Raw genomic sequence first — 24,305 nt, 5'->3', positions numbered from 1 at the left:
CACGCGCACCCTGACCAAGCGCGAGGTGACCGCCCCCAAGCCGGAGGCCGACGCCCCGGCCGGGCGTGAACCGAAGGACACCGCCCCGGAACCGGAATCCGACGCCCCAGCCGGGGACGAGCCGAAGAGCGCAGCCCCTGAGCCGGCAGCCGACACCCCCACGCGCACCCTGACCAAGCGCGAGGTGACCGCCCCCAAGCCGGAGGCCGACGCCCCGGCCGGGCGTGAACCGAAGGACACCGCCCCGGAACCGGCAACCGACACCCCCACGCGCACCCTGACCAGGCGCGACGTGACCACCCCTCAGCCCGAGGTCGAAGACCCGGCCGAGCGTCAGCCGAAGAGCGCCACCCCCAAGCCGGAAGCCGCTGCCCCGGCCGGGCGCGGGGCGGAGGACGACGCCCCCGTTGGGCGTGAACCTGCCGACGAGGCGGCCGGTTCCGACGCGGAATCCGAGGGCGACGCCCCCGCCGGGCGGGGCTCGGCAGCGGACACGCCTGCTCGGCGCCCCGGCGCCCAGGACGCCGACGCCGAGTCCGGGACCGGCGCCCCTGCCGAGCGGGAAGCCGTACGTCCGTCGGCCGGGTCCGGCCCGGATGCGGAAGCCGGCACCACCGCCGAGCCGGAGTCCGGCCGCCGCCCGGGGCAGCAGGCCGACCCCGCCGCCGGCGGCGGCGGGTCCCGTGTGCGGGAGACCCCGGCTGACGACGACCGCCCGCGCCCCTCCTGGGCGAAGGCCCCGGACAAGGGGGCTCCGGACCCGCGTACGCGTGCCGCGAACCCCGGCAAGGGCGCGGCAGCGCAACCGCACGACCCCGAGCGGACCAGCGAGTTCGTCGCGCTCAAGGACCCCGACGCCGTCCGGCCGTCGAAGCCGAAGCCGCAGACGGAGCCGCAGCCCCAGCCGCAGCCGCAGCCCGCGCAGCGACCGGCGCCGGCCGTGCTGGAGCCCACCCGTGAGGCCCCGCTGCCGCCGCTCGAACTGCTGGCCGAGCTGACCAACACCGCTCCCCCGCCGGAGACCCCGCGCCGCACCCTCACGCGCCGCGTCAAGGTGTGGACGCCGATCGTGCTGCTGCTCGGCGCCGCCGTCGCGGGGGCCCAGATGCTGCGCCCGCTCCCCGCCCCGCAGTTCGCCACCACGCAGAGCACGCACACCATCGAGGGCTCGGTCTCCATCCCCTGGCCGGCCAAGGGCCAGGCGGCCGTGCGCGTCCCCGGCTCCGGCACGATCGGCACCTTCGGCGAGCAGAAGCCGGTGCCGACGGCCAGCGTGGCGAAGATCATGACGGCGTACGTGATCCTCAAGGGCCACCCGCTGCGCAAGAACGAGCCGGGCCCGAAGATCGAGGTCGACGCCAAGGCGGTGGCCGAGGGCAACGCCGGCAGCGAGTCCCGGATCGAGGGGCTCACCGCCGGGCAGAAGTTCAGCGAGCTGGACATGATCAAGATGCTGATGATCCCGTCCGGCAACAACATCGCCCGCCTGCTGGCCCGCTGGGACACCGGCGGCGACGAGGCCGCGTTCGTCGCGAAGATGAACGCCGCCGCGAAGGAGCTCGGCATGACGAGCACCACGTACACGGACCCCAGCGGCCTGGACTCCGGCACCGTCAGCACGGCCGTCGACCAGCTGAAGCTCGCCGAGGCCGTGATGAAGGACGACGCCTTCCGCACGGTCGTGGTGATGCCCAGCGCCCCGATCGAGGGGCTGTCCAAGCCGCTCATCAACAACAACGGCAGCCTGCTCCTCGCCGGTCTGAACATCAACGGCATCAAGACCGGATCGAGCACCCCCGCGGGCGGCACCCTGTCGTGGGCCGCGTACAAGACGGTCGGCGGCGAGACCCCGCTGATCCTCGGCACGATGATGGACCAGCACGTGGACGGCCCCGACCCCGACGGCGCGAACAGCCTGGAGCTGGTGAAGGAGAACAGCCGCAAGGTCATCGAGGCGGTCCGCAAGGCCCTCGCCCCGGCCACCGTCATCCGCAAGGGGCAGCTGGTGGGCCACGTGTCCGACGGTCTCGGCGGCTCGACCCCGCTCGTCGCCGTGAAGGACCTCACCGTGATCGGCGTACCGGGCCAGCAGCTGCGGCTCTCCCTCGGCGAGGGCTCCAAGCCGCTGCCGCACGAGGCCAAGGCGGGCACGGAGGTGGGGGTGCTGACCGTGGGCGACGGCGACGGTGCGAAGACCGTGCCCGTCGCGGTGGGGAGCGACCTGGTCGAGCCCTCGTTCGGCGCCCGGGTCACCCGCCTGTCCTGAGGCGGATCCCGCTGTGGTTGCATGACCGGATGGACGTCCGGCCGCGTGAACCCGAGGACCTCGGCGCCTGCGTGCGCGCACTCGCCGAGGTCCACCACGGCGACGGCTACCCGGTGGACTGGCCCGAGCGGCCGCACGACTGGCTGTCGCCGCCCGCGCTGCTCGGCAGCTGGGTGGCGGAGCGGGACGGCCGCGTGGCCGGCCACGTCGGGCTGTGCCGGAGCGGACCGGGCGACTCGGCGCCGGAGCTGTGGAGCCGGCGGACGGGGCTGCCCGTGGCGGGCACGGCCGTCGTCAGCCGGCTGTTCGTCGCGCCGGGCGCCCGCGGGCACGGGATCGGCGCCCTGCTGATGGCGCGGGCCGTGCGCGGGGCGCGGGAGTCCGGGCTGCACCCGGTGCTCGACGTGGTGGCCTCCGACACCGCGGCCGCCGCCCTGTACGAGCGCCTCGGCTGGAGCCTGCTGGCGACCGTCGAGCAGCGCTGGGCGCCGGACCGGCTGGTCTCCGTACGCTGTTACGCGGCGCCGGAGGACGCCCCCGCGGGCGGCGCCTGACCTCCCGTCACGGCGCGGCGCGGTTCACGGCCGGGGGTCGGGTTCGAGTACGAAGACGGGGATCACGCGGTCGGTCTTCTCCTGGTACTCGGCGTACGGCGGGTACGCGGCGACCGCGCGCCGCCACCAGCGGGCCTTCTCGTCCCCGGCGATCTCACGGGCCGTCATGACCCGGCGCTCGGGGCCGTCCTGGAGGTCGACCCGCGGGTGGGCCTTGAGGTTGAAGTACCAGACCGGGTGGCGCGGGAAGCCGGCCTTGGAGGCCACGGCCGCGTACCGCCCCTCGTGCTCCACGCGCATCAGCGGGATCTTGCGGATCCTGCCGCTCTTCGCGCCGCGCATCGTGACGATGACGACCGGCAGGCCGGTGTCCCAGAGCGTCGTGCCCTGCGTGCCGCCCGAACTCTCGTACAGCTCGACCTGTTCGCGCACCCAGCGCGCCGGACTCGGATCGTATTCGCCTTCAAGAGGCATGGTGTCCACCCTCTGCCGCGTACGGACCGTGCGGGGACATTCCAGCACAAGCCTTGAGCGATCGGGGAGACCGCCGTTCCGTCCGCGGGGTCACGGGGTCACGGGGTGGCGATGACGAGCAGGGTGCGGGCGGCCGCCGTGCCCCCGCCGGCCAGCACGCAGCGGTGCGGCAGGTCGCCGCGGTGGTGGGCGCTGCGGCCGGCGGTCAGCAACAGGGGTTCCTCGCCGCGCACTTCGAGGACGACCGCCCCTTCCAGGACGTAGAGGAAGTCCTCGCCGGGGTGCTCGAACCAGCCGCGCTCGCCCTGCCCCGGCTCGAAGTGGTGCTCGTAGGCCTCCATCAGCGCGCTGCGCCCGCCCGGGATGAGCACCTGTGCCACCTGCCGGGCGGCCTCGCTGACGCGGATGACCTGCGGGTCGCTCTCGTGGCTGACCACGCCCGGCCGGCCCGGCGGCCGCAGGAACGTCCCGGGGGCCACGTCGAGGGCCTCGGCGATCCGGTAGATCGAGCTGAGGCTGGGCGTGGCCAGTCCGCGTTCGAGCTGGCTGAGGAAGGGCTGCGAGAGGCCCGAGCGGGCGGCCAGTACGGCCATGGAGACCCGGCGTGCCGTGCGGCACTCGCGGATCGCGCGGCCTACCTCTATGGCTTCGGGGGTGGGTTCGGGGCGGGACACGCTGGTGAACGTACCCCATCGGCTTCCGGCGGCCGGGTGGGCCCGGGAGGTTTCGTACTGCTGCAACACCCTGTTCATAAGCGTCGTCAATTATTGACCTCACTTATGAACGACAGGCCGGCGACGGCCGGACAGCAGATGAGGAGTGCTCGCGTGCACCCCACCCCCTCCCCCACGGGCCGGGCCCTCGGCCGGTTCGGCCCGCCGGCCGGCGCGGCCGCCGCCGTGCTCGGGCTCTGGTCCCTGCTCGCCTGGTCGGGCGCGGTGGCCCCGGGGCTGCTGCCCACGCCGGCCGACACCCTCGCGGCGCTGGCGGACAGCGCCCGCAGCGGGGTGCTGGCCGGCGACCTGGCGGCGAGCCTGGCCCGTGCGGGGCAGGGCTTCGCGCTGGGTGCGGTCGTGGGCGGCGCGCTCGGGTTCGCCACCGGGTACCTGCCGAGGCTGTCTGCGGCCGTCACGCCGGTGGTCTCCTTCCTCCGGCCGATCCCGGCCATCGCGCTCGTACCACTGGCGACGGCCTGGTTCGGGATCGGCGAGAGCGCCAAGCGGCTGCTCATCGCGTACGCCGTGCTCCTCGCGGTCTGGCTGTACGTGCACGACGGGGTCTCGCGGGTACCGGTCTCGCACCTGCGGGCCGCCCGTTCGCTGGGGGCGCCGCTGCACCGGCGGTTCACCGAGGTGCTGCTCCCGGCCGCCGCGCCGGCGCTGCTGGCCGCGCTGCGCTACGGGGCCTCGGTGGCGCTGCTGGCCCTGGTCGCCGCCGAACTGGGCGGCGCGGACAGCGGTCTGGCGTACCGGCTCCAGGTGGACGGCCAGTTCCTGCGGGTGGACCGGATGTTCGCGGGGCTGCTCGTGCTCGGCCTGCTGGGCGTGGCGGCGGACCTCGTCCTGGCCGCCGTCGGGCGCCGCTTCGTGCACTGGAGCGCGTCATGAGCCTCGAAGTACGCCTGGAGGGGCTGACGGTGGGCTACGGCGCGGCGCCCGTGCTGGAGCGGACGGACCTGGTGTTCCCGGCGGGGTCGTTCACCGCACTGCTGGGACCCAGCGGCTGCGGCAAGTCCACGGTGCTGAACACGGTGGCCGGCTTCGTCCGTCCCGCGTCGGGCCGGGTGACGGCGGGGTCCGTGCCGGTGGAGGGGCCGGGCCCGGAGCGGGGGGTGGTCTTCCAGCACTACGCGCTGTTCCCGTGGCGCACGGCCCGGGGCAACGTCGAGTTCGCCCTGAAACGGCTCGGGCTGCCGCGCCGGGAACGGCGCGAACGGGCGCTGGCCGCGCTCGCGGAGGTCGGGCTGGCGGACGGCGCGCACAAGTACCCGGCGCAGCTGTCGGGCGGGATGCAGCAGCGCGTCGCGCTGGCCCGGGCGCTTGCGGCGGAGCCGGAAGTGCTGCTGATGGACGAGCCGTTCGGGGCGCTGGACGCGCTGACCCGGGGCCGGATGCAGGACCTGCTGCGGGAGCTGTGGCGGCGCAGCGGGACCACGGTGCTGTTCGTGACGCACGACATCGACGAGGCGCTCGCCCTGGCCGGGCGGGTGGTGGTGCTGGGCGCCTCCCCGGGCCGGGTCCTGGCGGACCACCCCGTCCCCCCGGGCCCCCCGGACCCGGACCTCCGCGCCCTGATAGCCCGCCACCTGACCACCGGCTGAGCCGGACCCTGCCCCCGTACCCCCCGCGTTCCCCCGTTCCCCCCTCCCCCTTCTCCGTCCCGGAAAGGACACCTGCCATGCCCCGTGCCAGAACCAGACCCCGCGCGGCGGCCGCCGTGCTGCTCGCGGCGCTGCTGTCGGTGCTCGCCACCGCCTGCACGCAATCCCCGGAGGGGAACGGCCGGCGGGCCGTGACCGTGGCCGGGAGCGATCAGCTCGGCGGGGCGCCCGTGTACCTCGCGCAGGAGCGGGGTCTCTGGGCCGAGGAGGGGCTCGACGCCACCGTGACCACCCTGTCCACCGGGCGGGACGCGCTCAACGCCGTCCTCGGCGGGCAGGCGCAGTTCGGTGTCGTGGGCGACCTGCCCGCCGTGACGGCCGCGCTGGGCGGGCGGGACGTGCGGATCGTGGCCGACCTCTCGCGGTTCTCCGACTGGCGCCTGCTCACCCGTACCGACCGCGGGATCACCGGCTTCGCCGCGCTCAAGGGGCGCAAGGTCGGAGTCCCGCAGGGCACCAACGTCGAGTACGCCCTGAGCCGGATGCTCGCCTCGGAGCGGCTGGCCCCGGCCGACGTGACCGTGGTCAACCTGGCCCCGAACCAGGTCGCGGCGGCGCTCGCCCGCGGCGACGTCGACGCCGGGGTCACCTTCCCCAGCTTCTACGACGCCGCCCGCACCGCCCTGGCCGACCGCTACGCCGAGGTCCCCTTCTCCGGCTACACCGCCCGCACCCTGCTCGTCTCGGGCCCCGCCGCCGACGACGCCGCGGCCACCGCCGTGCTGCGCACGGTGCTGCGCGCGCAGCGGGCCGCCGAGGCGGATCCGGCCGCCGCGCGGGCCGCCGTCGTCGCCCAGTCCAAGGGGGCGCTCCAGGCCGGCTACGTCGACGTCTTCCACCCCCGCTACACGTACGGCGCGAGCCTGACCCCCGAGCTGCTCGCCCAGCTGGCCGACGAGGCCGCCTGGGCCAAGGCCGCGCAGAACCTGCCCGGCGCCGCCGACCGGCAGGCCCTGCGCGAACGGCTGCGCCCCGCACCCCTGACCGCCGCCGACCCGGCCGCCGTCACCCTCCGCTGATCCCTCCACCAGGAAGCAGACGACACCATGACCGTCGACCAGAACACCCTCCGCCGCCGCGGCACCGGACTGCGCGCCCACGACCCCGCGCGCAGCTACGGCGGCTACACCCTCTACACGCCGATCACCAGCGACGGCACCATCCACCTCGTGGACATCGAGGGCAAGCCGGTCCACACCTGGAACTCCCCGCACCCGCCGGGCCGCCAGGCGCAGCTCCTCCCGAACGGGAACCTCTTCTACGCGGCGAAGGACACCTCCGGCCCGACCCTCTTCCCGATCTGGGACGTCTACCACGGCGGGATCTTCCAGGAGCTGGCCCCGGACTCCACGGTGCTGCGCGAGGCCCGGCACCCCTTCCACCACCACGACGCCTCGATCCTGCGCAACGGCAACCTGCTCGTCTCCGGCGTGGAGCCGCTGTCGGCGGCCGACGCCGCCCGGATCCGCGGCGGGATCCCCGGTTCGGAGGCTCCGGGCGGGGTGGTCTACGGGGACGTGGTGTACGAGCTGACCTGGGACGGCGAGGTGCTGTGGCGCTGGGCGGCCATCGAGCACCTGGACCCCGAGGAGGTGCCGCTGAACCCGCACTTCGCCCGTGAGCACTGGCCGATGGCCAACACGGTCAACGAGCTCGCCGACGGCGGGATCGTGGTGGGCTTCCGCAGCGCTTCGACGACGGTGGCCGTGGACCGCGCGGACGGCTCCGTCCGCTGGCGGATCGGCCCGGACGTGCTGGCGCAGCAGCACCACCCGCACGAGCTGCCGGGCGGCAACATCCTGGTGTTCGACAACGGGACCTACCGGGACACCACCTCGGTGCCGTACTCGCGGGTGCTGGAGCTGGATCCGGTCAGCGGCGCGGAGGTGTGGTCGTACGAGGACAACCCGCCGCAGAACTTCTTCAGCCCGTACATGTCCAGCGCGCAGCGCCTGCCGAACGGGAACACCTTCGTGGCGGAGGGCTCCTTCGGCCGCCTCTTCGAGGTGACCCCGGAGGGGGACGTGGTCTGGGAGTTCGTGGTGCCGGAGTTCGGCTCGTTCGACCGGGGCACGGGGCTGGAGTCCTCGCGCGGCGCCCAGAACTCGGTGTTCCGCGCCTACCGCTACGGCGCGGACGAGATCCCCTGGCTCTGACGGCGGGCTCCGCCCCGGCGCCCCGGATCAGTTCCAGGGCGCCGGGGGCATCCGCAGCACTTCCAGCTCCGCGTCGCCCAGCAGGGCTTCGACGAGCGGGCCGGGACCGGCCACCTTGGAGGCCCACAGGTCGTAGTCGCTGCAGACGACCCACGAATGGTCCGCGGCCCAGAGGGTGGACGGGCTGAAATCGGCTTCGGGGTAGTCGTAGAGGGCCTCGGCGTCGCCCAGCCGGCCCGCGCGGACGTGCGGGTTGTCGAAGTCCCAGGCCCCGAGCGTCAGCGGGTTGTAGTAGGCGAGGACGGGGGTGTCGGCCCCCTGGGGGCTGTGCCGGAGCAGGATCCCGACCAGCCGGTTCCAGCTCTCCCGGTCGAGGCTGCCCTCGGTGGGCCAGCAGATGCCGGACGGGCGGCCGGGCTCCCCCTTGAAGGAGGGGAAGCTGCGGAAACAGGGCGGCAGTGCCGGGGTGGCGACGGGGTCCCCGAGCCGCCGGGCCAGTTCGGCCCAGCGCAGCCGGCGCCAGCCGGGGCCGGGGTGTTCGGCGCGGCCGAGGCCGTCTCCGGCGCCCTCCGGAACCTCGGCCGGGCCCTGCTCGTGCTCGTACATGGAGTGGAAGACCCAGGCCGCGTCGGGCAGTCCGGGGGGCGTGAAGCCGGTGAGGCCGTCGTCCTCGCAGAGCTCGGCGAGCCAGGCGGTGGACCCTTCGGGGGCGGGCGGCCACAGGGCGGTCACGGAGGTCGGCGTCTCGGGCATCCGGACATGATCGCATCCGCCCACGGCGTCCCGCGGCCCGCGGCCGACGGCCCCACCATGCGGACGGCTGGATTCCGGCGGCTGGTTTCGGCCACGCGACCGGGTGGCATGGCCGGACGACGCCCGGTCGAGCCCGGCCGGGGCGCCGAAGGGTGGCCGGAAGCCGACCATGCCCGGATGAACAGGGGCTTACGGGCTGGTAACTTGCGCGAGTTGATCAAGGCCGGGGCCCGGAACGACCATGCCGCCCGGCCGGAGCCACCCCCCAGTACCAAGGAACCACATTGGCACGCACCGTCCGCACGACGGCCCTCTCGCTCACCCTCTCCTTCGCACTGCTCCCCGCCGCGCCGGCCTTCGCCGACTCGCCGACCCCGCACCTGGACTCGATCGAGCAGACCCTGCGCCAGGTGTCCCCCGGCCTTGAGGGCTCGGTCTGGGAGCGCACCGCCGGCAACAGCCTCGGCGCCTCCGCCCCCGGCGGCTCCGACTGGCTGCTGCAGACCCCCGGCTGCTGGGGCGACCCGTCCTGCGCCGACCGTCCGGGCTCGCGCCGGCTGCTGGACAAGACCCGGCAGGACATCGCCCGGGCCCGGCAGACCGTGGACATATCCACCCTGGCGCCGTTCCCCAACGGCGGCTTCCAGGACGCGATCGTGGCCGGCCTCAAGGAGGCCGTGGCGAAGGGCAACAAGCTCCAGGTCCGCATCCTGGTGGGCGCCGCGCCGATCTACCACGCCAACGTGATCCCGTCCTCGTACCGCGACGAGCTGGTGGCCAAGCTCGGTCCGGCGGCCGCGGACGTCACCCTCAACGTGGCCTCGATGACCACCTCCAAGACCGGCTTCTCCTGGAACCACTCCAAGCTCGTGGTGGTGGACGGCGGTACGGTGATCACCGGCGGCATCAACAGCTGGAAGGACGACTACCTCGACACCTCCCACCCGGTGAACGACGTCGACCTCGCGCTGTCCGGTCCGGCGGCCGGCTCGGCCGGCCGCTACCTCGACACCCTGTGGGACTGGACCTGCCGCAACAAGTCCAGCTGGAGCAGCGTCTGGTTCGCCTCCTCGAACAACGCCGGCTGCATGCCCACCCTGCCCCGGCCGGCCGCCCCGGCCGGCGGCGGTGACGTCCCCGCCATCGCGGTCGGCGGCCTCGGCATCGGCATCCGCCAGAGCGACCCGGCGTCGGCGTTCAAGCCGGTCCTGCCGACGGCCCCGGACACCAAGTGCGGCATCGGCGTGCCCGACCGGACGAACGCGGACCGGGACTACGACACGGTCAACCCGGAGGAGAGCGCCCTGCGCGCGCTGGTCGCCAGCGCGAACAGCCACATCGAGATCTCCCAGCAGGACCTGCACGCGACCTGCCCGCCGCTGCCCCGCTACGACGTCCGGCTCTACGACACGCTCGCCGCGAAGCTCGCGGCCGGCGTGAAGGTCCGCATCGTCGTCAGCGACCCGGCGAACCGCGGCGCGGTCGGCAGCGACGGCTACTCGCAGATCAAGTCCCTGAACGAGGTGAGCGACGCGCTGCGCGGCCGCCTCACCGCCCTCACCGGCGACGAGCGCACCTCGAAGGCCGCGATGTGCCAGAACCTCCAGCTGGCGACCTTCCGCGCCTCCGACAAGGCGACGTGGGCGGACGGGAAGCCGTACGCCCAGCACCACAAGCTGGTCTCGGTGGACGACTCGGCCTTCTACATCGGCTCGAAGAACCTGTACCCGTCCTGGCTCCAGGACTTCGGCTACGTGGTCGAGAGCCCGGCCGCCGCGAACCAGCTGAAGGACAGCCTGCTGGCTCCGCAGTGGAAGTACTCGCAGGCCACCGCGACGTACGACTACGCGCGCGGCCTCTGCCAGGCCTGACGGCCGCGGCTCCGGCTCCGGCTCCGGGTCAGCGCCTGCGCTGGCCCGGGGTCGCAGCCAGCAGCAGCGCCTCGGAGACGAGGCGGGCGCCCCGGGAGAGGCGGCCGAGCTGCTCCAGCTCGATGGCGTACATCCTGATCGTGTTCTCGATGACCGACTCGGCGACGCCCATCGTCGGCAGCTCGGCCCGGCTGGTGTGCAGGGCGACGCGGACCGCGCGCATCTCGTGCTGGAGCTGGAGCTGCACGTGCCGCGCGAGCAGGGCGTGGTGACGGGTCAGCGTCAGGTAGCTCCCGTAGCGGGCCGGGAGGAGGTCCCGCAGCCAGCGGGTGGCGCTGCGTTCCCAGTCGTGCGTGCCGGGGGCCTTGACCTGCAGGGGCCAGTCCGGGCTGCGCGTGAGGGTGGCCGTCTGGGGCATTCTCGTCACTTCCGAGGGGTGTGGAACTCTGATCGAGAGACTGCGAGGGGGGCGGCCTCGGCCCAGGGGTTGACCGAGGCCGCCAGGGGCGCTCCTCCGGGGGATCCACAAGCCTTGACGCGGTACCCGGTCCCGCCGTGAGGAGGTTCGGCGTACTGGGTGACCGTTCGAGGCGGACGCGGGGAAACGTCCGCCTTTGGCGTCTGAGGGATCCGGAGCGCCGCCGTCAGTAAACATATATACCGTCGAGTAATCAAGGGTATGAAAAATTTCATGCATGCCCAGGTTCTGAATATCTCGCGGTCACGTGCGGGTGCACGACGGGTGAAATCGGCGTTTACAGGAAGAATCCGTGCTGGTCGGCGACCTGCTCGTACTGTTCCAACCGCGCCTGGGTCCGCTCGGGGTCCGCGTCGGCCATCGCCTGCAGCAGGGCCGCGGAGAGCATGCCGGGAGCCGCGTACGAGTCGAACACCAGCCGGGAGCCGGTACCGGCGGTCAGCACCACGTCGGCCGCCTCCACCAGCGGCCCGACGGTGGGGTCCGTGATCAGGACGACCTTCAGCCCGGTGCTGCGGGCCGCTCGCAGGGCGGCCAGGGTCTCGTTGGCGTGCCGGGGCATGGCGAAGGCCAGCACCCAGCTCCCGCCCGCCGCCCGGCACTGGAGCAGGGCGTCGTAGGCCACGCTGCCGCCCCGGGTGACCAGGCGGACGTCGGGGTGGATGCGGCGGGCCGCGTAGGCGAAGTACTCCGCCAGGGAGACCGAGATCCGCAGGCCCAGCACGGTCAGGGGCACCGACCGGGCCAGCTCGCGGCCGATCTCCAGCACCTGGTTGGTGTCGGCCAGCAGCCGGCGCACGTTCTCCAGGTTCTCGATCTCGGCGTCGACGGCGGCCTGGAGCTCGTTCTGCCGGATCTGCTCCTTGCTGTCCGGGGTGCCCGCCACCGCCGACAGGGCGATCGGCTGGAGCACGTCGCGCAGGGCCGGGTAGCCGCTGAAGCCGAGGGAGGAGGCGAAGCGGGTCACCGAGGGCTGGCTGACGCCCACGCGCTCCGCCAGCTCGGTGATGGAGAGGAAGGCCGCCTCGGTGAGGTGGTCGATCAGGTACTGGGCGATCCGCCGCTGTCCGGGTGAGAGGCGGTGGCCGTCGAAGAGCGCGAGGAGCCGGTCGGCCGGCGGCTTCTCCTGCCCCGGCGGGGTCCCGCCGGGCGTGATCGCGGCCGCCTGCGCGCGTGCCTGCTGCCCCGATGACACCGGCGGCCTCCTTCTCACGTCACTCTCCCTCCAACATAGCCCACGCTCCGTGGCCGGATGATCATCCGGGGTGCCGGTGCCGCCGCACCGGGCGGGCGCGGCGGCACCGGATCAGGCCCGGGTGCGGGTGGGACGGCCCGAGCCGCGGGTGAGGGAGTAGCCGTAGATGCCCGCGAGGGCTCCGAGGATCCCGCCGGCGGCCGTCCACAGCCAGCGGTCGGACCACCAGCCGGCGGACCAGCCGCCCTCCGGGGCGCGCGCCTCCCGCTGCTGCTCGGAGGCGCCCGCGATGCCCGGGACGAGGGGCTCGGCCAGGGCCGCGTCCACCGCCCGCGCCCCGCCGGTCTCCTTCGCCTCGGCCTCGACCTGCGCCTTCACGGGCAGCCCGAGGTCCTCCTCGTGGGCCCCGACGACCGTCAGGCGGACGTAGTAGGTGCCCGGGAGCGGGTCGTTCGACCAGGCCTCGGCGCCGGAGCGGACGGTGCGCAGGGCGCAGGACAGCTCCACGGTGGCGGCCTCCTTGGCCACCGCCGTGCTCTGGTGGCCGTACGTGCAGGGCTGCCGGCGGCGCAGGCCGTCGTACACGTCGAGCTGCCAGGTCTGCGCGCCGTGCCGGGCGGCGGACGGCGGGAGCGTCACCGAGGCCTTCACGGTGGTCCGTTGGCCGGTGTCGGCGGGGAACGCCCAGTAGAGGTAGTCGCCGGTGGATCCGGAGGCCGTGGCCTTCTGCCCGGGCTTGAAGAGCGCCGCGGTGCGGAAGCCGGTGCCCGCCTCGGTCGGGGCCTTGCCGTCCTTGCCGGTGCCCGCGCCCGCGCTCGGCGTGGGGGTGGGGCTCGGGGCCGCGGTTGCGGCGGCCGCCGGGGCCAGGAGCGCGGCTCCCGCCAGCAGGGCGGCGGTCAGGGTGCGTACGGTACGCATCAGTTGGTCCTCCAGACGGAGATGCGCCAGCGCGAGATCCAGCCCCAGACCAGTCCGGCGAGCAGCCCGGTCAGCACCAGCAGGCCGATCAGCCACCAGCCCCTGCCGAGGCCGAAGGAGGCGGCGTCGGAACCGCCGGCGGGACCGTCGACGAGGTCGATGGTGAGCTCGACGGGCATGCCGGGGGTGGTCTTGACGGCCGGGCCGGCGGCGAAGGAGTTGCTGACCTGGAGGCAGACGGTCTCGGTCTTCTCCGCGTCGTCCCCGTCACGTTCGGGCTTCGGGTAGCGCAGGCCGGTGGAGATCACGTCGGTGCGGCCGTCGCCGGCCTCGGAGCCGCGCACGATCTCCCGTCCGTGGACGGTGGACGCGCGCAGCAGCACGCCGTAGTCGTTGTTGACGGCCCGGTCGGCGCCGATGCTGACCGAGGCGCGCAGCTCCTGGCCGGGGCGGACGTCGACCTTGTACCAGCGGTGCTCGCCGAAGCTCTCGCGGTCGCTGTAGAGGCCGGCCTTCAGCAGCGGGGCGCTCGCGCACTGCTTGGCGCCCTCGGTGGCCACGGGGGTGGCGACGGGGTCGGCGGCGCGGTCGACGAGCTGTCTGACCCTGCCGGAGAGTTCGGCGGTGTGGGTCACCGAGGTGTAGGTGCCCCCGGTGGCCTCCGCGATACAGGTGAGCTGGGCGCGGGTCTTGGCGTCGGGGACGAGGCCGAGGGTGTCGACGACGAGGTGGATGCCCTTCGCGGCGATCTCGCGGGCCACCTCGCAGGGGTCGAGCGGGGCGCAGGTGTCCTCGCCGTCGGTGATGAGGACGATCCTGCGGGTGGCGTTGCCGCCCTCCAGGTCCTGGGCGGCGGCCTGGAGGGCCGGTCCGATGGGTGTCCAGCCGGTGGGCGCGAGGGTGGCGACGGCGGTCTTCGCCTCGGTGCGGTTCACCGTGCCGACGGGGTAGAGCTGCTTGGTGTCCTTGCAGCCGAGGGCCCGGTCGTCGCCGGGGTAGGTGGCGCCCAGGGTCCTTATGCCCAGGCGGACTTCGTCGGGTACCGCGTCGAGGACCTCGTTGAAGGCCTGCTTCGCGGCGGCCATGCGGGACTGGCCGTCGATGTCGTTCGCGCGCATGGAGCCGCTGACGTCGAGCACGAGCTCGACCTTCGGCGGCTCCTTCGCCGGTCCGTCGGCGGCGGCCGCGGTCGACGGGAGGAGTCCCGCGGTCAAGGCGACGAACAGGCCGCAGGCCCCTGCCGCCAGTCGTTTTCTTGTGATCATCGCCGGATCGTATTGAGGATCCGGCGCCATTCCAAAACGCGTACCGGCAGGCGGTATCCGCCGTTCCGCGGGAGCGGCGGGACCGCTACCAGCGCACCGGCAGCCGGGTCACGCCGTGCATCAGGGTGCCCGGGATCCACTCCAGGGGGCCGCCGGCCGGGTCGGCCTCCAGGGCGGGGAACCGTTCCAGCAGGCTCCGGACGGCGATCCGGCCCTCCATCCGGGCCAGCGGCGCGCCGAGGCAGAAGTGCAGCCCGTGCCCGAAGGCGAGGTGGCCGCCGGGGGCGCGGCGGATGTCGAACGCGTCGGGCTCGGCGAAGCGGTCCGGGTCCCGGCCGGCGCCCGCGAGGGAGGCCAGCACGACCGACCCGGAGGGGATGAGGACGCCGCCGAGTTCCACGTCCCTGGCGGCGTAGCGGTAGGTGGCGTTCTGCACGGGGCCGTCGTAGCGGAGCATCTCCTCCACGGCCCCGCCGAGCAGGCCGTCGCAGTCGGCGCGGAGCGCGGCCAGTTGGTCCGGGTGCGCGAACAGGGCCCGTACGCCGTTGGAGATGAGGTTGACGGTGGTCTCGTGGCCGGCGACGAGCAGCAGGAAGGCCATCCCGATCAGTTCGTCGGGGGAGAGGGAGTCGCCGTCCTCGTCGCGGGTGCGGATCAGGGCGCTGAGCAGGTCGTCCCCCGGGGACTCGGCCTTCTCGGCGACGAGGTCCGTGAGGTAGAGGGTGAGCTGGACGAACGCCTCTTCGTTCGTGTTCCCCGGGCGGGGCGCGACGATCTCGTTGGACCAGCGGCGGAAGCGTTCGCGGTCGAGGTCGGGGACGCCGAGGAGCTCGCAGATCACGGTCATGGGGAGCGGGAAGGCGAGTGCCTCGACCAGGTCGGCGGCGCGCTCGGGCCGGGCGGCCATCGCGTCCAGCAGCTCGTCCGTGATCCGCTGGACGCGGGGGCGCAGCGCCTCCACCCGGCGGGCGGTGAACTCCCGGGCCACCAGGCGGCGCAGCCGGGTGTGGTGGGGCGGGTCGGCCTCCAGCATGTTGGAGCTGGAGGCGCTGGGCTCGATGTCCGGATACAGCCCGGAGTTGCGCCAGTCCTTGAGCAGGTCGGGGTGGGTGAGGGCCTGGCGGGCCTCCTCGTACCCGACGACGAGCCAGTACGCCTCCGGCTCGGGCCCGGGGCCCTTGACCTGGTGGACCGGCCCGGCGGCGCGCAGGGCCGCGTAGAAGGAGTGCGGGTCGGAGTCGAAGTCGGGGGCGCTGGAGGTGATGTCGACGAGGGCCATCCGGTCACCCTACGACGGTCAAAGCCCCCTGGAGGGGGGCGAATCCGGCCACGTGCCGTCGTGCGGCCGTGGCCGGTCCCGTCGGCGGGGATCCCGTCCGGTCAGCCGGTCAGCCCTTCGGGGAGGCGGCCGGTGTGCACCACCCCGAGGTGCTGGGTGGCGCGGGTGAGGGCGACGTAGAGGTCGCTCGGGTCGAGGTCCGCGGGCTCGGCCACGATCACCGTGTCGAACTCCAGCCCCTTGGCCTGGCGGGCGTCCAGCAGGACCACCGGCCGGGTGAGGTCCGGCTGCTCCCCCGCCCGTACGCCGGGCAGCGCCGCGGCGAGGGCCGGGTGCAGGGGGCGCGGGGCGATCACCGCGAGCCGGCCCTCGGCGGGCGCGCCGTCGCGGACGGCCTCGGCAACGGCGCCGGGGAGGGCGGCCGCCTCCCGCACCCAGGGGCGTACGCCGGTGGAGCGCACCGAGCGGGGCGGTTCGAAGCCGGGCCGGTGGGCGCGGAGCACCGCGGCCGCCAGCTCCATGATCTCGGCGGGGGTGCGGTAGTTGACGCCGAGCCGTACGTGTTCCCAGCGGTCGCCGACGTAGGGGTCGAGGATCTGCTTCCAGGAGCCGCAGCCCGCCTCGTCGCCGGTCTGCGCGGGGTCGCCGACCAGGGTCATGGAGCGGGTCGGGCAGCGGCGCATCAGCAGCCGCCAGGCCATCTCGGACAGCTCCTGCGCCTCGTCGACGATGACGTGGCCGAAGGCCCAGGTGCGGTCGGCGGCGGCGCGTTCGGCGGTGGTGCGGTGGTCGGCCTCCTCGTGCCGTTCGGCCATGCGCTCGGCGTCGATGATGTCGTGGGCGGCCAGGTACTCGTTCTCCATGTCCTCGAACTCGTAGGACTCCGAGCCCTGGGAGAGGTCGAGGACGCCCTGCGCGTAGGCGATGCGCTCCAGCCGGTCGCGTGCGGCGGCGGCCTTGCGGGCGGTGTCGTCGACGCCGAGGAGCTCGGCGGCCTCGTCGAGGAGGGGGACGTCGGCCGGGGTCCACTCCCCCGAGGTGCGGCGGATCAGCCCGGCGTCCTCGGCGGGGAGGTGGGTGGGGTCCGCGAGGAAGTCGGTGAGGAGCTGCTCGGGGGTCAGGTCCGGCCAGAGCGTGTCGATGGCGGCGTGCACCTCGGGGCTGGTGGCGATCTCCTTGCCGAGCTGGGCGACGTCGTCGGGGCCGAGCAGGTTGGGGCCGCCGTAGGGGTCGGCGCCGAGCCGGTCGGCGAGCTGTTCGGTGAGGGCGTCGATGACCGCGAACGCGAAGTAGGGGCGGGCCAGGTTGTGGGGCAGGGCGGTGCTGCGGGCCCGGTCGCGGGCGGCGTGGGCCATGGTCCGGTCGAGCAGCAGGATGCCGTGGTCGTCGTGGTCGATCTCCAGCGCCGGCTCGGGGACGACGGCGCTGTCCTCGCCGCTGCCGGCGGGCACGGCCTCGGGGAGCGTCTGCCGGTCGGCGACGACCCGGGCGAGGACGTCGGCCATGGCCGCCCGGCCCTTGACGGCCGCGGCGCCCGGGCGGTCGGTGCCGGTGGCCCTCAGTCCCGGGTACAGGTCCCCGGGCGAGGCCAGGAGCACCCCGGTCTCGCCGAGGGCGGGCAGCACCTCTCCGATGTAGCCGAGGAAGGCGGGGTTGGGGCCGACGATCAGCACGCCGCGCCTGGCGAGCAGCTCGCGCTGGGCGTAGAGGAGGTAGGCGGCGCGGTGCAGGGCGACGGCGGTCTTGCCGGTGCCGGGGCCGCCCTCCACGACGAGGACGCCCTGGTGCGGGGAGCGAATGATGCGGTCCTGGTCGGCCTGGATGGTCCGCACGATGTCGTGCATGCGGCCGGTGCGGGCGGCGTCGAGGGCGGCGAGCAGCACGGCGTCGGCGTCCGCGCCCTCGTAGCCGGTGCGCTCGGTGTCGGCGAGGTCGAGGATCTCGTCGTGGAGGGCGGTGACCCGGCGGCCCTGGGTGGTGATGTGGCGCCGGCGGCGCAGGCCCATCGGGACGTGGCCGGTGGCCAGGTAGAAGGGACGGGCCGCTTCGGCGCGCCAGTCGAGGACGAGCGGGGTGCGTTCGGCGTCGTCCTGCCTGATCCCGATTCGGCCGATGTGGTGGTCGCGGCCGTCGGAGAACTCCAGCCGGCCGAAACACAGACCGTGTTCGGCGGAGTTCAGGGCGGAAAGCAGGCCGGACTGCTCGGCGACCTGGACGTCCCTTTCCAGCCGGGCCTGGAAGCCGGTACCGGCCTTCCCCAGTCCGTCCTGAACTGCCCGTTCGGCCTGGTCCCGCAGGTCTTCGAGGCGCGCGTAGAGCTCGGTGATGAATTCCTGCTCGATCTGAAATTCGGTGTTTGACAATTTCGCTCCCAGCGCGATACGATGTCCCCGTAAAGCTTCGTCACGCCCTCATTCAATAGAGAGTGTGAACCATCGAATATACGCGGAAGCACGCCCCGGACGTCAATTCGTCCGGGGCGTTTTTGTGTGGCGTTCCGGTCAGCGCATGTCGAAGCTGACCGAGGAGGCCTTGTCGTTCATGCCGTCGCCGACGTAGGCGTTGTACCCGTAGTAGGTCTGGTGGGCGCCCCGGAAGTCGCCGTGCTCCCACAGGGTGATCGGGCAGGTGATGCCCTGCACGGAGCTCACCGTGTCGTTCCACCCCCACTTGGAGAGGCTGTTGAACTCCGGGTAGCGCCAGTCGCAGCCGACGCTGCCGCGGAAGGTGAACTCGCTGCCGCCGGAGTTCGCGTCGCTCCATATCTTGCCGAGGTCCTTGTACTCGGCCGCGGCGCCGAGCGATGCGGCCTCCGCCTCGGTCGCGAAACAGCCGCCCTCTCCCGTGTCGACGACCAGGGCGCAGAACTTCGCGGGCTTCGGGGCCGGCTGCGGGGTCGCGGCGGAGGCCGGGCTGACGGCGGCGGCCAGCACCAGCGAGGTGGCGGCGAGCGCGAGAGCGGAACGGACCATGCGCATGAATGCTCCTCAAGTATGCGGACGGGGCGCCCGGTTCACCGAAGGGACCTTTGGGGCTCTTCGGGAACTGAAGCGCGACATCACCCAACAACGCGGCATATCCACCCGTCCACGACACGCAGGTGCCGGTGGCATGTTTCGTACGGGCCCCCGCGCCGGGCGGGACCGTACGCGGCTGGCGTGATCACGGCGTGCGGAGCGGCCGCGGGGCCGGTCGCCGGCCTGCGCGCGGACGCCCCGGCCACGCCGCGTGGCCGAAGCCCCGCGCCCGCGCGGAGCCGGGGGTCCTGTCGCCGATTGTCCCGATACGGGCGTACGGAGCCGTGGCGAGCACCCGTACGAGGCAGCCGGATCGCGTCATATGAGGTGATATCCACCTGATCTTCTAGCATGGCGTCCCTCCCGCCCGCCCCTCCCGACCCGGCGGTCGTCGCACACCGAGGAGTCCCATGTCCCGAGCAGCACACCGGTCCGCCGCGCTGGCCGCCGCGCTGGCGGCGGCCGTGTTCCTGGCGGCGCCCGCCCCCGCGGCCGCGCCGGTCCACGACGGCGCGGACGCCGACGCCGGCGTCACGGGCGGCGTCGCGGCCGGCGTCACGGCCGGCGTCACGGCCGGGGAGGCGGCCCTGATCGGCGAGGAGCACGCCCGGGCCCACGCCGAGCGGCGCCGCGCGGCCCGGGGCGCCGGCGAGTACCCGCAGGCCACCCGGAACGCGAGCCTGGCCGCCCTCACCGCATCGCAGGAGCGGGCCAACAAGGCCTTCCGCCCGGCGGAGTCGGGGAGGTTCGCGGAGTTCTTCCCCTCCCCCGACTTCGGGGTCCACCTCGCTCAGCTGCCGACCGGCAAGGTGCTGCTCTTCTCCTTCGAGCGGGTCGAGACCGACCCCACCAAGGAGACCGGCCCCACCGACCGCATCGGCCCGACCAACGCGGGCCGCGCCTTCCTCTGGGACCCCGCCAAGGGCACCGGCGCGCGGGCCTTCAAGGAGGTCCGGCCGCCGACCGTGCTGATGCCCGACGGCACGTACGTGCCGCGCCCCGCCCCGTTCTTCTGCGCCGGACACGCCTTCCTGCCCAACGGGATGCTCGCGGTCTTCGGCGGCAACACCGGCGGCAAGGGCGGCAGCGGCGCCAAGCTGTCCTTCGTCTTCGACCCGTGGACCGAACACTGGTACCGCAACCGGGACATGTCGGTGGGCCGCTGGTACCCCTCGGCCGTCACCGGCGCCGACGGCCGCCAGATCATCATGTCCGGCCAGTCCGAGCGCGGCACGGGCACCCCCACGCCCGTGGTGGAGCGCTTCCCGGCGAAGGGGCTGCCGGTGCCCTGGCGGCCGTTCGACATCCCGCTGGACATCGCGGTCGACCGGTTCAAGGCCGACGCGCCCTTCCGCAACGACTACCCGCACCTGTTCTCGCTGCGCGACGGCATGGTCTACGGACTGGGCCGGGACGCCGACCAGCAGTGGCTCTTCGACCCGGTCGCGGAGACCCGCCGCGACCTGCCCCGGCGCCCGGCGGACTTCCGCGGCTACGGATCCGCCGTCCCGCTCCCGGCGGGGCTGCGCGGGCCGGACTCCGTGCTGGTGCTCGGCGGGGACCCGCACGACCCCAACACCTACCGCCTCGCGGGCGGCCGGTGGACCACCGAACGGCCCCGGGCCTTCGGCCGCACCCAGGACGACACCCTGATCCTGCCGGACGCGACCCTGCTGACCGTCAACGGGGCGCTCAGCACCCGCGACTACGGGTACGGCCCCTTCAACCCGAAGGCCGACCTCAAGTACCGGCAGACCGAACTGCGCGACGCCGCCGGACACTGGCGGCTCGGCCCGGCCCAGCGGCTCCCCCGCGGCTACCACTCCAACGCCCTGGTGATGCCCGACGGGCGGGTGATGGTGACCGGGGACGAGCTCCAGCAGATCGCCAACGACCCCGACATCCGGGACTCCATGGACGGCAGCATCGAGATCTACGAGCCCGCGTACCTGCACAAGGGCGGCACCCGGCCGGCCCTGGACCGCGCGCCCCGGGGCGAACTCGCCCACGGCGCCGCCTTCGAGGTGCACAGCTCCACCGCGGCCGCCGTCCGGCGGGCCGTGCTGCTGGCGCCGACCACGGTCACCCACGCGGTCAACACCAGCCAGCGGCACCTGGAGCTGCCCCTCACCGGGGTGCGCGGCGACACCATCGGGCTGCGGACCCCGCCGACGGCGGCGGACGCCCCGCCCGGCTACTACATGCTGTTCCTGCTCGACGCGCGCGGGGTTCCCAGTACGGCCAAGTGGGTGAAGCTCGGGCTGCGCTGACGCCCTGACCGGCGCACCCGCCGGACGCGTCGCCCGGATGGGTGCGCGACGGGCCCCCCGGCACGACACGCCGCCGGGGGGCTCGTAGCGTCGTCAGCACCCGGGCCGCAGACCCGGACGGACCCGGCGGACCGGGTCCGGGGGGTCTCCCGACGAGAGGCCGTACCGATGGGAAGCGACGTCTCCATAGCCGGCCTGTTCCGGATCCACCGGGGCAGCGCCGAGCCCGAGGAACTGGCCGCGATCACGGTCGTGGTCGCCTGCCTCGCGGGCCGGGCCGCGCAGGCCCCGCCCCGGCCGGGCCGGGGCGCGCACCACCGCCCGCCCCCGCGGCCCGCGGGCCACGGCTGCTGGGCGGGGTGCTGGGCCTGCCGCTGAACGGCTGCGGGAGCGGCGCCCTCAGGAGCGGCGCAGCAGCCGCGCCATGGCGTCCGCGAGCTCCCCGCGCGGGTCGGCGGCCGGGCCCTCGGAGCGCCAGGCGACGAACCCGTCGGGGCGTACGAGGACCGCGCCGTCGGCGGGCAGCTCGTGCAGCTGCGCCCAGTGCGGCGCGCCCTCCGGCTGGACCAGGTCGGCTTCCGGAGCGGGGCCGACGGTGTAGGCGTCCAGGTGCGCGCCGAGTTCCCGCGCGACCTGCCGGGCGGCCTCCTGCCACGGCGTGCCCGCGCTGCTGAGCAGCACGAACGAGGTCTCGTACAGGTCCAGCGACGAGATCCGCCGGCCGGCCTGGCTGAGCCACATGTGCGGTGCCCTGGTGCCGACGTCGCCCTTGAGGCGCAACTCCTGCGGGATGACCGGCCGGGCGGGGTCGCCGCCGAGGACGGCGCCCTGCGGGTAGCAGTAGCCCATGGCCGTGGTCAGGACCCCGCTGCCGGGGCCGCCGCCCATGGTGGGCGGGGGCACGTACCCCGGGTGGCTGTGCTCGGCCGAGCGGGCGGAGGCGCGCTCGCTGGTGGCGCGGGCCACGGGCAGGCGTTCCTCCTCGTAGCTGTCGAGCAGGCGGGGGCCGGCGGAGCCGTTCAGTACCGCGGCGATCTTCCAGGCGAGGTTGTGCGCGTCCTGGATGCCGGTGTTGGAGCCGAAGGCCCCGGTCGGGCACATCTCGTGGGCGGCGTCGCCGACCACGAAGACCCGGCCGACGGAGTACTGCTCGGCGACCCGTTCGGCGGCGTGCCAGGGGGCCTTGCCGCCGATCTCCACGTCGAGGTCGGGCAGGCCGATGGCCTCGCGGATCTGCTTGACGCAGCGCTCCTCGGTGAAGTCCTCCAGGGTCTCGCCCGTCTCGGGGTGCCAGGGGGCGTGGAAGACCCACTGGGTCTCGTTGTCGACGGGCAGCAGTGCTCCGTCGGCGCCCGGCCGCATCAGGTAGCAGACGATGAAGCGCAGGTCGCCGAGGGCTTCGGCGAGGTGCTCCGAGCGGAAGACGATGCTCACGTTGTGGAAGAGTTCGCCGTTGCCCGTCTGGCGGATGCCGAGCGCCTCGCGGACGGGGCTGCGAGGGCCGTCCGCGGCGATCAGGAAGTCGGCGCGGACGGTGATGTGCTCGCCGGTCTCCCGGTCCTTGACCAGGGCGGTCACCCCGGTGGCGTCCTGGTCGAAGCTCATCAGTTCGGTGGCGAACCGCACGTCGGCGCCCTGGGCGCGGCTGTGCGCGGCCAGGACCGGTTCGATGTTGTTCTGGCTGCACAGGCACCAGCCGGTGGGGCTGAAGCGGGCCAGCGCACCGGACGGGTCGACGGCCTTGATGAGCCACTTGTGCTCGCCGCCGACGAGGGCGTGCGTCTGCAGGATGCCCTGGTTGGCCTCCAGTGCGGAGGCTTCCTCTCGGATGGCGGGTTCGACGCCCGCCGTCCGGAACAGTTCCATCGTCCGGGCGTTGATACCCCGTCCGCGCGGGTGGACGGAGGTCCCGGCGTGCTTCTCGACCAGCATGTGCCTGATGCCGTGGCGGCTCAGGAACAGCGAGGTGGAGAGGCCTACGAGGGAACCGCCCACGACGAGGACCGGTACGCGGACATCGGCATGCTCTTCCATCGGCTGCGGACTCCTGTTTCGTGTGGGGGGCAGTGGACGCCTTATGCCCCCGATCAGGGTTCTTGCCCTGGCGAGTCGCGTCTTGTCACCCGCTTGATCCGGAGATGTCGCGATCCGTACCCGGCCGGATGACGATGAGCGACAGCGGCGGACCCACTTGGGCCACACCGTCCGCCGTTCCCTACCGCGCAGGCCCGCGGGGCCCGCCGGGCCCGCGCCACCGGCCGTCGCCGCCGACCGGCACCGAACCGCCCGCGCGCCGGTCCCGGGCCCCCACGAAGGAGTGAGCAGATGACAACCACCCTGTCCGAACGGGTGTCTCAGTCCGCGTTCGACGGCTCCATGCTGCGGGTCGTCCTGCTGATGGACCTCCACGAGGGTGCCCAGCAGCGGTTCTTCGACGCCTACGAGCAGCTGCGCCACGACATCGCGTCCGTGCCGGGCCACCTGGGCGACCAGCTCTGCCAGTCCTTCGCGAACCCCTCCCAGTGGCTGATCACGAGCGAGTGGGAGAGCGCCCCGCAGTACCTCGCGTGGGTGAACAGCGAGGAGCACGTGGCCCAGGTGAAGCCGCTCGGCGCCTGCGCCCGCTCGATGCGGCCGCTGACCTTCACCGTCCTGCGCGAGACCGGCAAGCGGTACGAGACCCCGCAGCGGGCGTCGGGCCGGCTGCAGGGCGCGCCCCGGCTGGGCGAGGGCATCGTCCGGCACGCGCTGACCTTCACGGTGAAGCCGGGCAGCGAGGAGGAGGTCGCCGGGATCCTGTCCTCGTACACCTCCCCGGCCGCCCGGGTCGACGACCACACCCGGCTCCTGCGCACCTCCCTCTTCATGCACGGCAACCGGGTGGTGCGGTGCGTGGAGGTGCAGGGCGACCTGACGGCGGCGCTGCGGCACGTGTCGGAGCAGCCCGAGGTGCGGGCCGTCGAGCACGCCATCAACCCGTACCTGGAGCAGGACCGGGACCTGTCCGACCCGGAGTCGGCGCGGATGTTCTTCATGCGCGCGGGCCTGCCGGCCGTCCACCACGTTGCCCCGCACGGCCCGCAGCCCGACGAGGTGACGCGGCACGCGCTGTTCTACCCGGCCAAGCCGGGCTGCGGACCGCTCGTCGCCCGCTTCCTGGCCCGCCAGGACGAGACCGCCGCGAAGGTCCCCACCTCCCCGGTGCTGAGCAGCACCGTCTTCCAGCGCGACGACGTGGTGGTGCGCCTCCTCGACGTCAAGGGCCCGGCCGACGGCCGCTTCGCGGCGGGCTTCGGCATCGAGGGCCCCCGCAAGGCCGCGGTGCTGAACCGCCTGCTGGCCGGAGCGCCCGGCACCGGGCCGGCCGCCGCCCCCCACCCCATGGACCCGATCACCGACCGCCGGGCTCCGGTGGAGTCCTGATCCGGA

21 protein-coding genes are annotated in these 24,305 nt (G+C 73.8%); 10 read left to right on the top strand and 11 right to left on the bottom strand.

Annotated features, from left to right (window positions below; genetic code table 11):
- A partial coding sequence (locus tag ACQKM2_RS26325; protein WP_427713964.1) for a D-alanyl-D-alanine carboxypeptidase occupies positions 1-2,266 on the top strand: 2,266 nt, incomplete at its 5' end.
- A gap of 29 nt (positions 2,267-2,295) precedes the next feature.
- On the top strand, positions 2,296-2,820 hold the full coding sequence (locus tag ACQKM2_RS26320) for a GNAT family N-acetyltransferase (protein WP_427713962.1): 525 nt from the start codon (positions 2,296-2,298) through the stop codon (positions 2,818-2,820).
- Positions 2,821-2,844: 24 nt separating this feature from the next.
- On the opposite strand, the gene ACQKM2_RS26315 is transcribed toward ACQKM2_RS26320, so the two are convergent.
- Positions 2,845-3,294, bottom strand: coding sequence for a nitroreductase family deazaflavin-dependent oxidoreductase (locus ACQKM2_RS26315; RefSeq protein WP_427713960.1), 450 nt, complete (start codon positions 3,292-3,294; stop codon positions 2,845-2,847).
- A gap of 98 nt (positions 3,295-3,392) precedes the next feature.
- Entirely contained in the window at positions 3,393-3,968 is a 576-nt protein-coding gene (locus tag ACQKM2_RS26310) for a helix-turn-helix domain-containing protein (RefSeq protein ID WP_427713957.1), read from the bottom strand.
- A 153-nt stretch (positions 3,969-4,121) separates the two neighbouring features.
- On the opposite strand from ACQKM2_RS26310, the gene ACQKM2_RS26305 reads away from it, so the two are divergent.
- From ACQKM2_RS26305 to ACQKM2_RS26290, 4 genes are all read left to right on the top strand, one after another.
- Positions 4,122-4,901 (top strand): ABC transporter permease, encoded by a 780-nt coding sequence (locus ACQKM2_RS26305; RefSeq protein ID WP_427713954.1) that lies wholly within the window; start codon positions 4,122-4,124, stop codon positions 4,899-4,901.
- Positions 4,898-5,614 (top strand): ABC transporter ATP-binding protein, encoded by a 717-nt coding sequence (locus tag ACQKM2_RS26300; protein ID WP_385770537.1) that lies wholly within the window; start codon positions 4,898-4,900, stop codon positions 5,612-5,614. Before ACQKM2_RS26305 ends, ACQKM2_RS26300 begins: the two co-directional genes overlap by 4 nt.
- Positions 5,615-5,691: 77 nt before the next feature.
- On the top strand, positions 5,692-6,693 hold the full coding sequence (locus tag ACQKM2_RS26295; RefSeq protein ID WP_427713952.1) for an ABC transporter substrate-binding protein: 1,002 nt from the start codon (positions 5,692-5,694) through the stop codon (positions 6,691-6,693).
- Positions 6,694-6,720: 27 nt separating this feature from the next.
- Positions 6,721-7,830 carry an aryl-sulfate sulfotransferase gene (locus ACQKM2_RS26290; protein WP_427713950.1) on the top strand — a complete coding sequence of 370 codons (1,110 nt, stop codon included), beginning with the start codon at positions 6,721-6,723 and terminating at the stop codon, positions 7,828-7,830.
- A gap of 27 nt (positions 7,831-7,857) precedes the next feature.
- On the opposite strand, the gene ACQKM2_RS26285 is transcribed toward ACQKM2_RS26290, so the two are convergent.
- Positions 7,858-8,583 (bottom strand): hypothetical protein, encoded by a 726-nt coding sequence (locus ACQKM2_RS26285; protein WP_427713947.1) that lies wholly within the window; start codon positions 8,581-8,583, stop codon positions 7,858-7,860.
- A 284-nt stretch (positions 8,584-8,867) separates the two neighbouring features.
- Here ACQKM2_RS26285 and ACQKM2_RS26280 point away from each other — a divergent pair, with 284 nt between their 5' ends.
- Positions 8,868-10,454 (top strand): phospholipase D-like domain-containing protein, encoded by a 1,587-nt coding sequence (locus tag ACQKM2_RS26280; protein ID WP_427713945.1) that lies wholly within the window; start codon positions 8,868-8,870, stop codon positions 10,452-10,454.
- A 28-nt stretch (positions 10,455-10,482) separates the two neighbouring features.
- Here ACQKM2_RS26280 and ACQKM2_RS26275 read toward each other — a convergent pair whose 3' ends face one another.
- The 7 genes from ACQKM2_RS26275 to ACQKM2_RS26245 all read right to left on the bottom strand — a co-directional run bounded on the left by ACQKM2_RS26275 (position 10,483) and on the right by ACQKM2_RS26245 (position 18,567).
- Positions 10,483-10,872: a hypothetical protein gene (locus ACQKM2_RS26275; RefSeq protein ID WP_362462246.1), complete on the bottom strand. Its 390-nt coding sequence runs from the start codon at positions 10,870-10,872 to the stop codon at positions 10,483-10,485.
- Positions 10,873-11,209: 337 nt separating this feature from the next.
- Positions 11,210-12,127, bottom strand: coding sequence for a MurR/RpiR family transcriptional regulator (locus ACQKM2_RS26270; RefSeq protein WP_362462243.1), 918 nt, complete (start codon positions 12,125-12,127; stop codon positions 11,210-11,212).
- 111 nt (positions 12,128-12,238) lie between these two features.
- Positions 12,239-13,045: a hypothetical protein gene (locus ACQKM2_RS26265; protein WP_427713942.1), complete on the bottom strand. Its 807-nt coding sequence runs from the start codon at positions 13,043-13,045 to the stop codon at positions 12,239-12,241.
- Positions 13,045-14,310: a VWA domain-containing protein gene (locus ACQKM2_RS26260; RefSeq protein ID WP_427713940.1), complete on the bottom strand. Its 1,266-nt coding sequence runs from the start codon at positions 14,308-14,310 to the stop codon at positions 13,045-13,047. The genes ACQKM2_RS26265 and ACQKM2_RS26260 overlap by 1 nt, the downstream gene beginning before the upstream one ends.
- An 85-nt stretch (positions 14,311-14,395) precedes the next feature.
- Positions 14,396-15,589: a cytochrome P450 family protein gene (locus tag ACQKM2_RS26255; protein WP_427713937.1), complete on the bottom strand. Its 1,194-nt coding sequence runs from the start codon at positions 15,587-15,589 to the stop codon at positions 14,396-14,398.
- 101 nt (positions 15,590-15,690) lie between these two features.
- Complete coding sequence (locus ACQKM2_RS26250) at positions 15,691-17,952, bottom strand: HelD family protein (protein ID WP_427713934.1); 2,262 nt, start codon at positions 17,950-17,952, stop codon at positions 15,691-15,693.
- Between the two features lie 138 nt (positions 17,953-18,090).
- Positions 18,091-18,567: a hypothetical protein gene (locus ACQKM2_RS26245; RefSeq protein ID WP_427713931.1), complete on the bottom strand. Its 477-nt coding sequence runs from the start codon at positions 18,565-18,567 to the stop codon at positions 18,091-18,093.
- Between the two features lie 449 nt (positions 18,568-19,016).
- Here ACQKM2_RS26245 and ACQKM2_RS26240 point away from each other — a divergent pair, with 449 nt between their 5' ends.
- Both ACQKM2_RS26240 and ACQKM2_RS26235 read left to right on the top strand, forming a co-directional pair.
- Entirely contained in the window at positions 19,017-20,876 is a 1,860-nt protein-coding gene (locus ACQKM2_RS26240) for a galactose oxidase-like domain-containing protein (RefSeq protein WP_427713929.1), read from the top strand.
- 168 nt (positions 20,877-21,044) lie between these two features.
- A complete protein-coding gene (locus ACQKM2_RS26235; RefSeq protein WP_427713926.1) occupies positions 21,045-21,254 on the top strand; it encodes an acyl-CoA carboxylase subunit epsilon in 210 nt (69 codons plus the stop codon).
- A gap of 21 nt (positions 21,255-21,275) precedes the next feature.
- Here the strand turns inward: ACQKM2_RS26235 and ACQKM2_RS26230 are convergent, their stop codons facing one another.
- Positions 21,276-22,910, bottom strand: a complete 1,635-nt coding sequence (locus tag ACQKM2_RS26230; RefSeq protein WP_427713923.1) for an FAD-dependent oxidoreductase — start codon at positions 22,908-22,910, stop codon at positions 21,276-21,278.
- A gap of 291 nt (positions 22,911-23,201) precedes the next feature.
- Between ACQKM2_RS26230 and ACQKM2_RS26225 the strand changes: the two genes are divergently transcribed.
- Positions 23,202-24,299 carry a SchA/CurD-like domain-containing protein gene (locus ACQKM2_RS26225; protein WP_427713921.1) on the top strand — a complete coding sequence of 366 codons (1,098 nt, stop codon included), beginning with the start codon at positions 23,202-23,204 and terminating at the stop codon, positions 24,297-24,299.
- Positions 24,300-24,305: the final 6 nt, after the last annotated feature.

Source organism: Streptomyces sp. NPDC004126 (assembly GCF_050275515.1).
Lineage (GTDB): Bacteria > Actinomycetota > Actinomycetes > Streptomycetales > Streptomycetaceae > Streptomyces.
This window is presented reverse-complemented; position numbering and strand designations above follow the sequence as displayed.

What these genes read in the sequence shown, in the direction of transcription:
- ACQKM2_RS26230 (WP_427713923.1), bottom strand. Translation starts at nt 22,910, where the DNA reads ATGGAAGAGCATGCCGATGTCCGCGTACCGGTCCTCGTCGTGGGCGGT.
- ACQKM2_RS26320 (WP_427713962.1), top strand. Translation starts at nt 2,296, where the DNA reads ATGGACGTCCGGCCGCGTGAACCCGAGGACCTCGGCGCCTGCGTGCGC.
- ACQKM2_RS26275 (WP_362462246.1), bottom strand. Translation starts at nt 10,872, where the DNA reads ATGCCCCAGACGGCCACCCTCACGCGCAGCCCGGACTGGCCCCTGCAG.
- ACQKM2_RS26240 (WP_427713929.1), top strand. Translation starts at nt 19,017, where the DNA reads ATGTCCCGAGCAGCACACCGGTCCGCCGCGCTGGCCGCCGCGCTGGCG.
- ACQKM2_RS26290 (WP_427713950.1), top strand. Translation starts at nt 6,721, where the DNA reads ATGACCGTCGACCAGAACACCCTCCGCCGCCGCGGCACCGGACTGCGC.
- ACQKM2_RS26300 (WP_385770537.1), top strand. Translation starts at nt 4,898, where the DNA reads ATGAGCCTCGAAGTACGCCTGGAGGGGCTGACGGTGGGCTACGGCGCG.
- ACQKM2_RS26235 (WP_427713926.1), top strand. Translation starts at nt 21,045, where the DNA reads ATGGGAAGCGACGTCTCCATAGCCGGCCTGTTCCGGATCCACCGGGGC.
- ACQKM2_RS26245 (WP_427713931.1), bottom strand. Translation starts at nt 18,567, where the DNA reads ATGCGCATGGTCCGTTCCGCTCTCGCGCTCGCCGCCACCTCGCTGGTG.
- ACQKM2_RS26265 (WP_427713942.1), bottom strand. Translation starts at nt 13,045, where the DNA reads ATGCGTACCGTACGCACCCTGACCGCCGCCCTGCTGGCGGGAGCCGCG.
- ACQKM2_RS26285 (WP_427713947.1), bottom strand. Translation starts at nt 8,583, where the DNA reads ATGCCCGAGACGCCGACCTCCGTGACCGCCCTGTGGCCGCCCGCCCCC.
- ACQKM2_RS26260 (WP_427713940.1), bottom strand. Translation starts at nt 14,310, where the DNA reads ATGATCACAAGAAAACGACTGGCGGCAGGGGCCTGCGGCCTGTTCGTC.
- ACQKM2_RS26315 (WP_427713960.1), bottom strand. Translation starts at nt 3,294, where the DNA reads ATGCCTCTTGAAGGCGAATACGATCCGAGTCCGGCGCGCTGGGTGCGC.
- ACQKM2_RS26225 (WP_427713921.1), top strand. Translation starts at nt 23,202, where the DNA reads ATGACAACCACCCTGTCCGAACGGGTGTCTCAGTCCGCGTTCGACGGC.
- ACQKM2_RS26295 (WP_427713952.1), top strand. Translation starts at nt 5,692, where the DNA reads ATGCCCCGTGCCAGAACCAGACCCCGCGCGGCGGCCGCCGTGCTGCTC.
- ACQKM2_RS26255 (WP_427713937.1), bottom strand. Translation starts at nt 15,589, where the DNA reads ATGGCCCTCGTCGACATCACCTCCAGCGCCCCCGACTTCGACTCCGAC.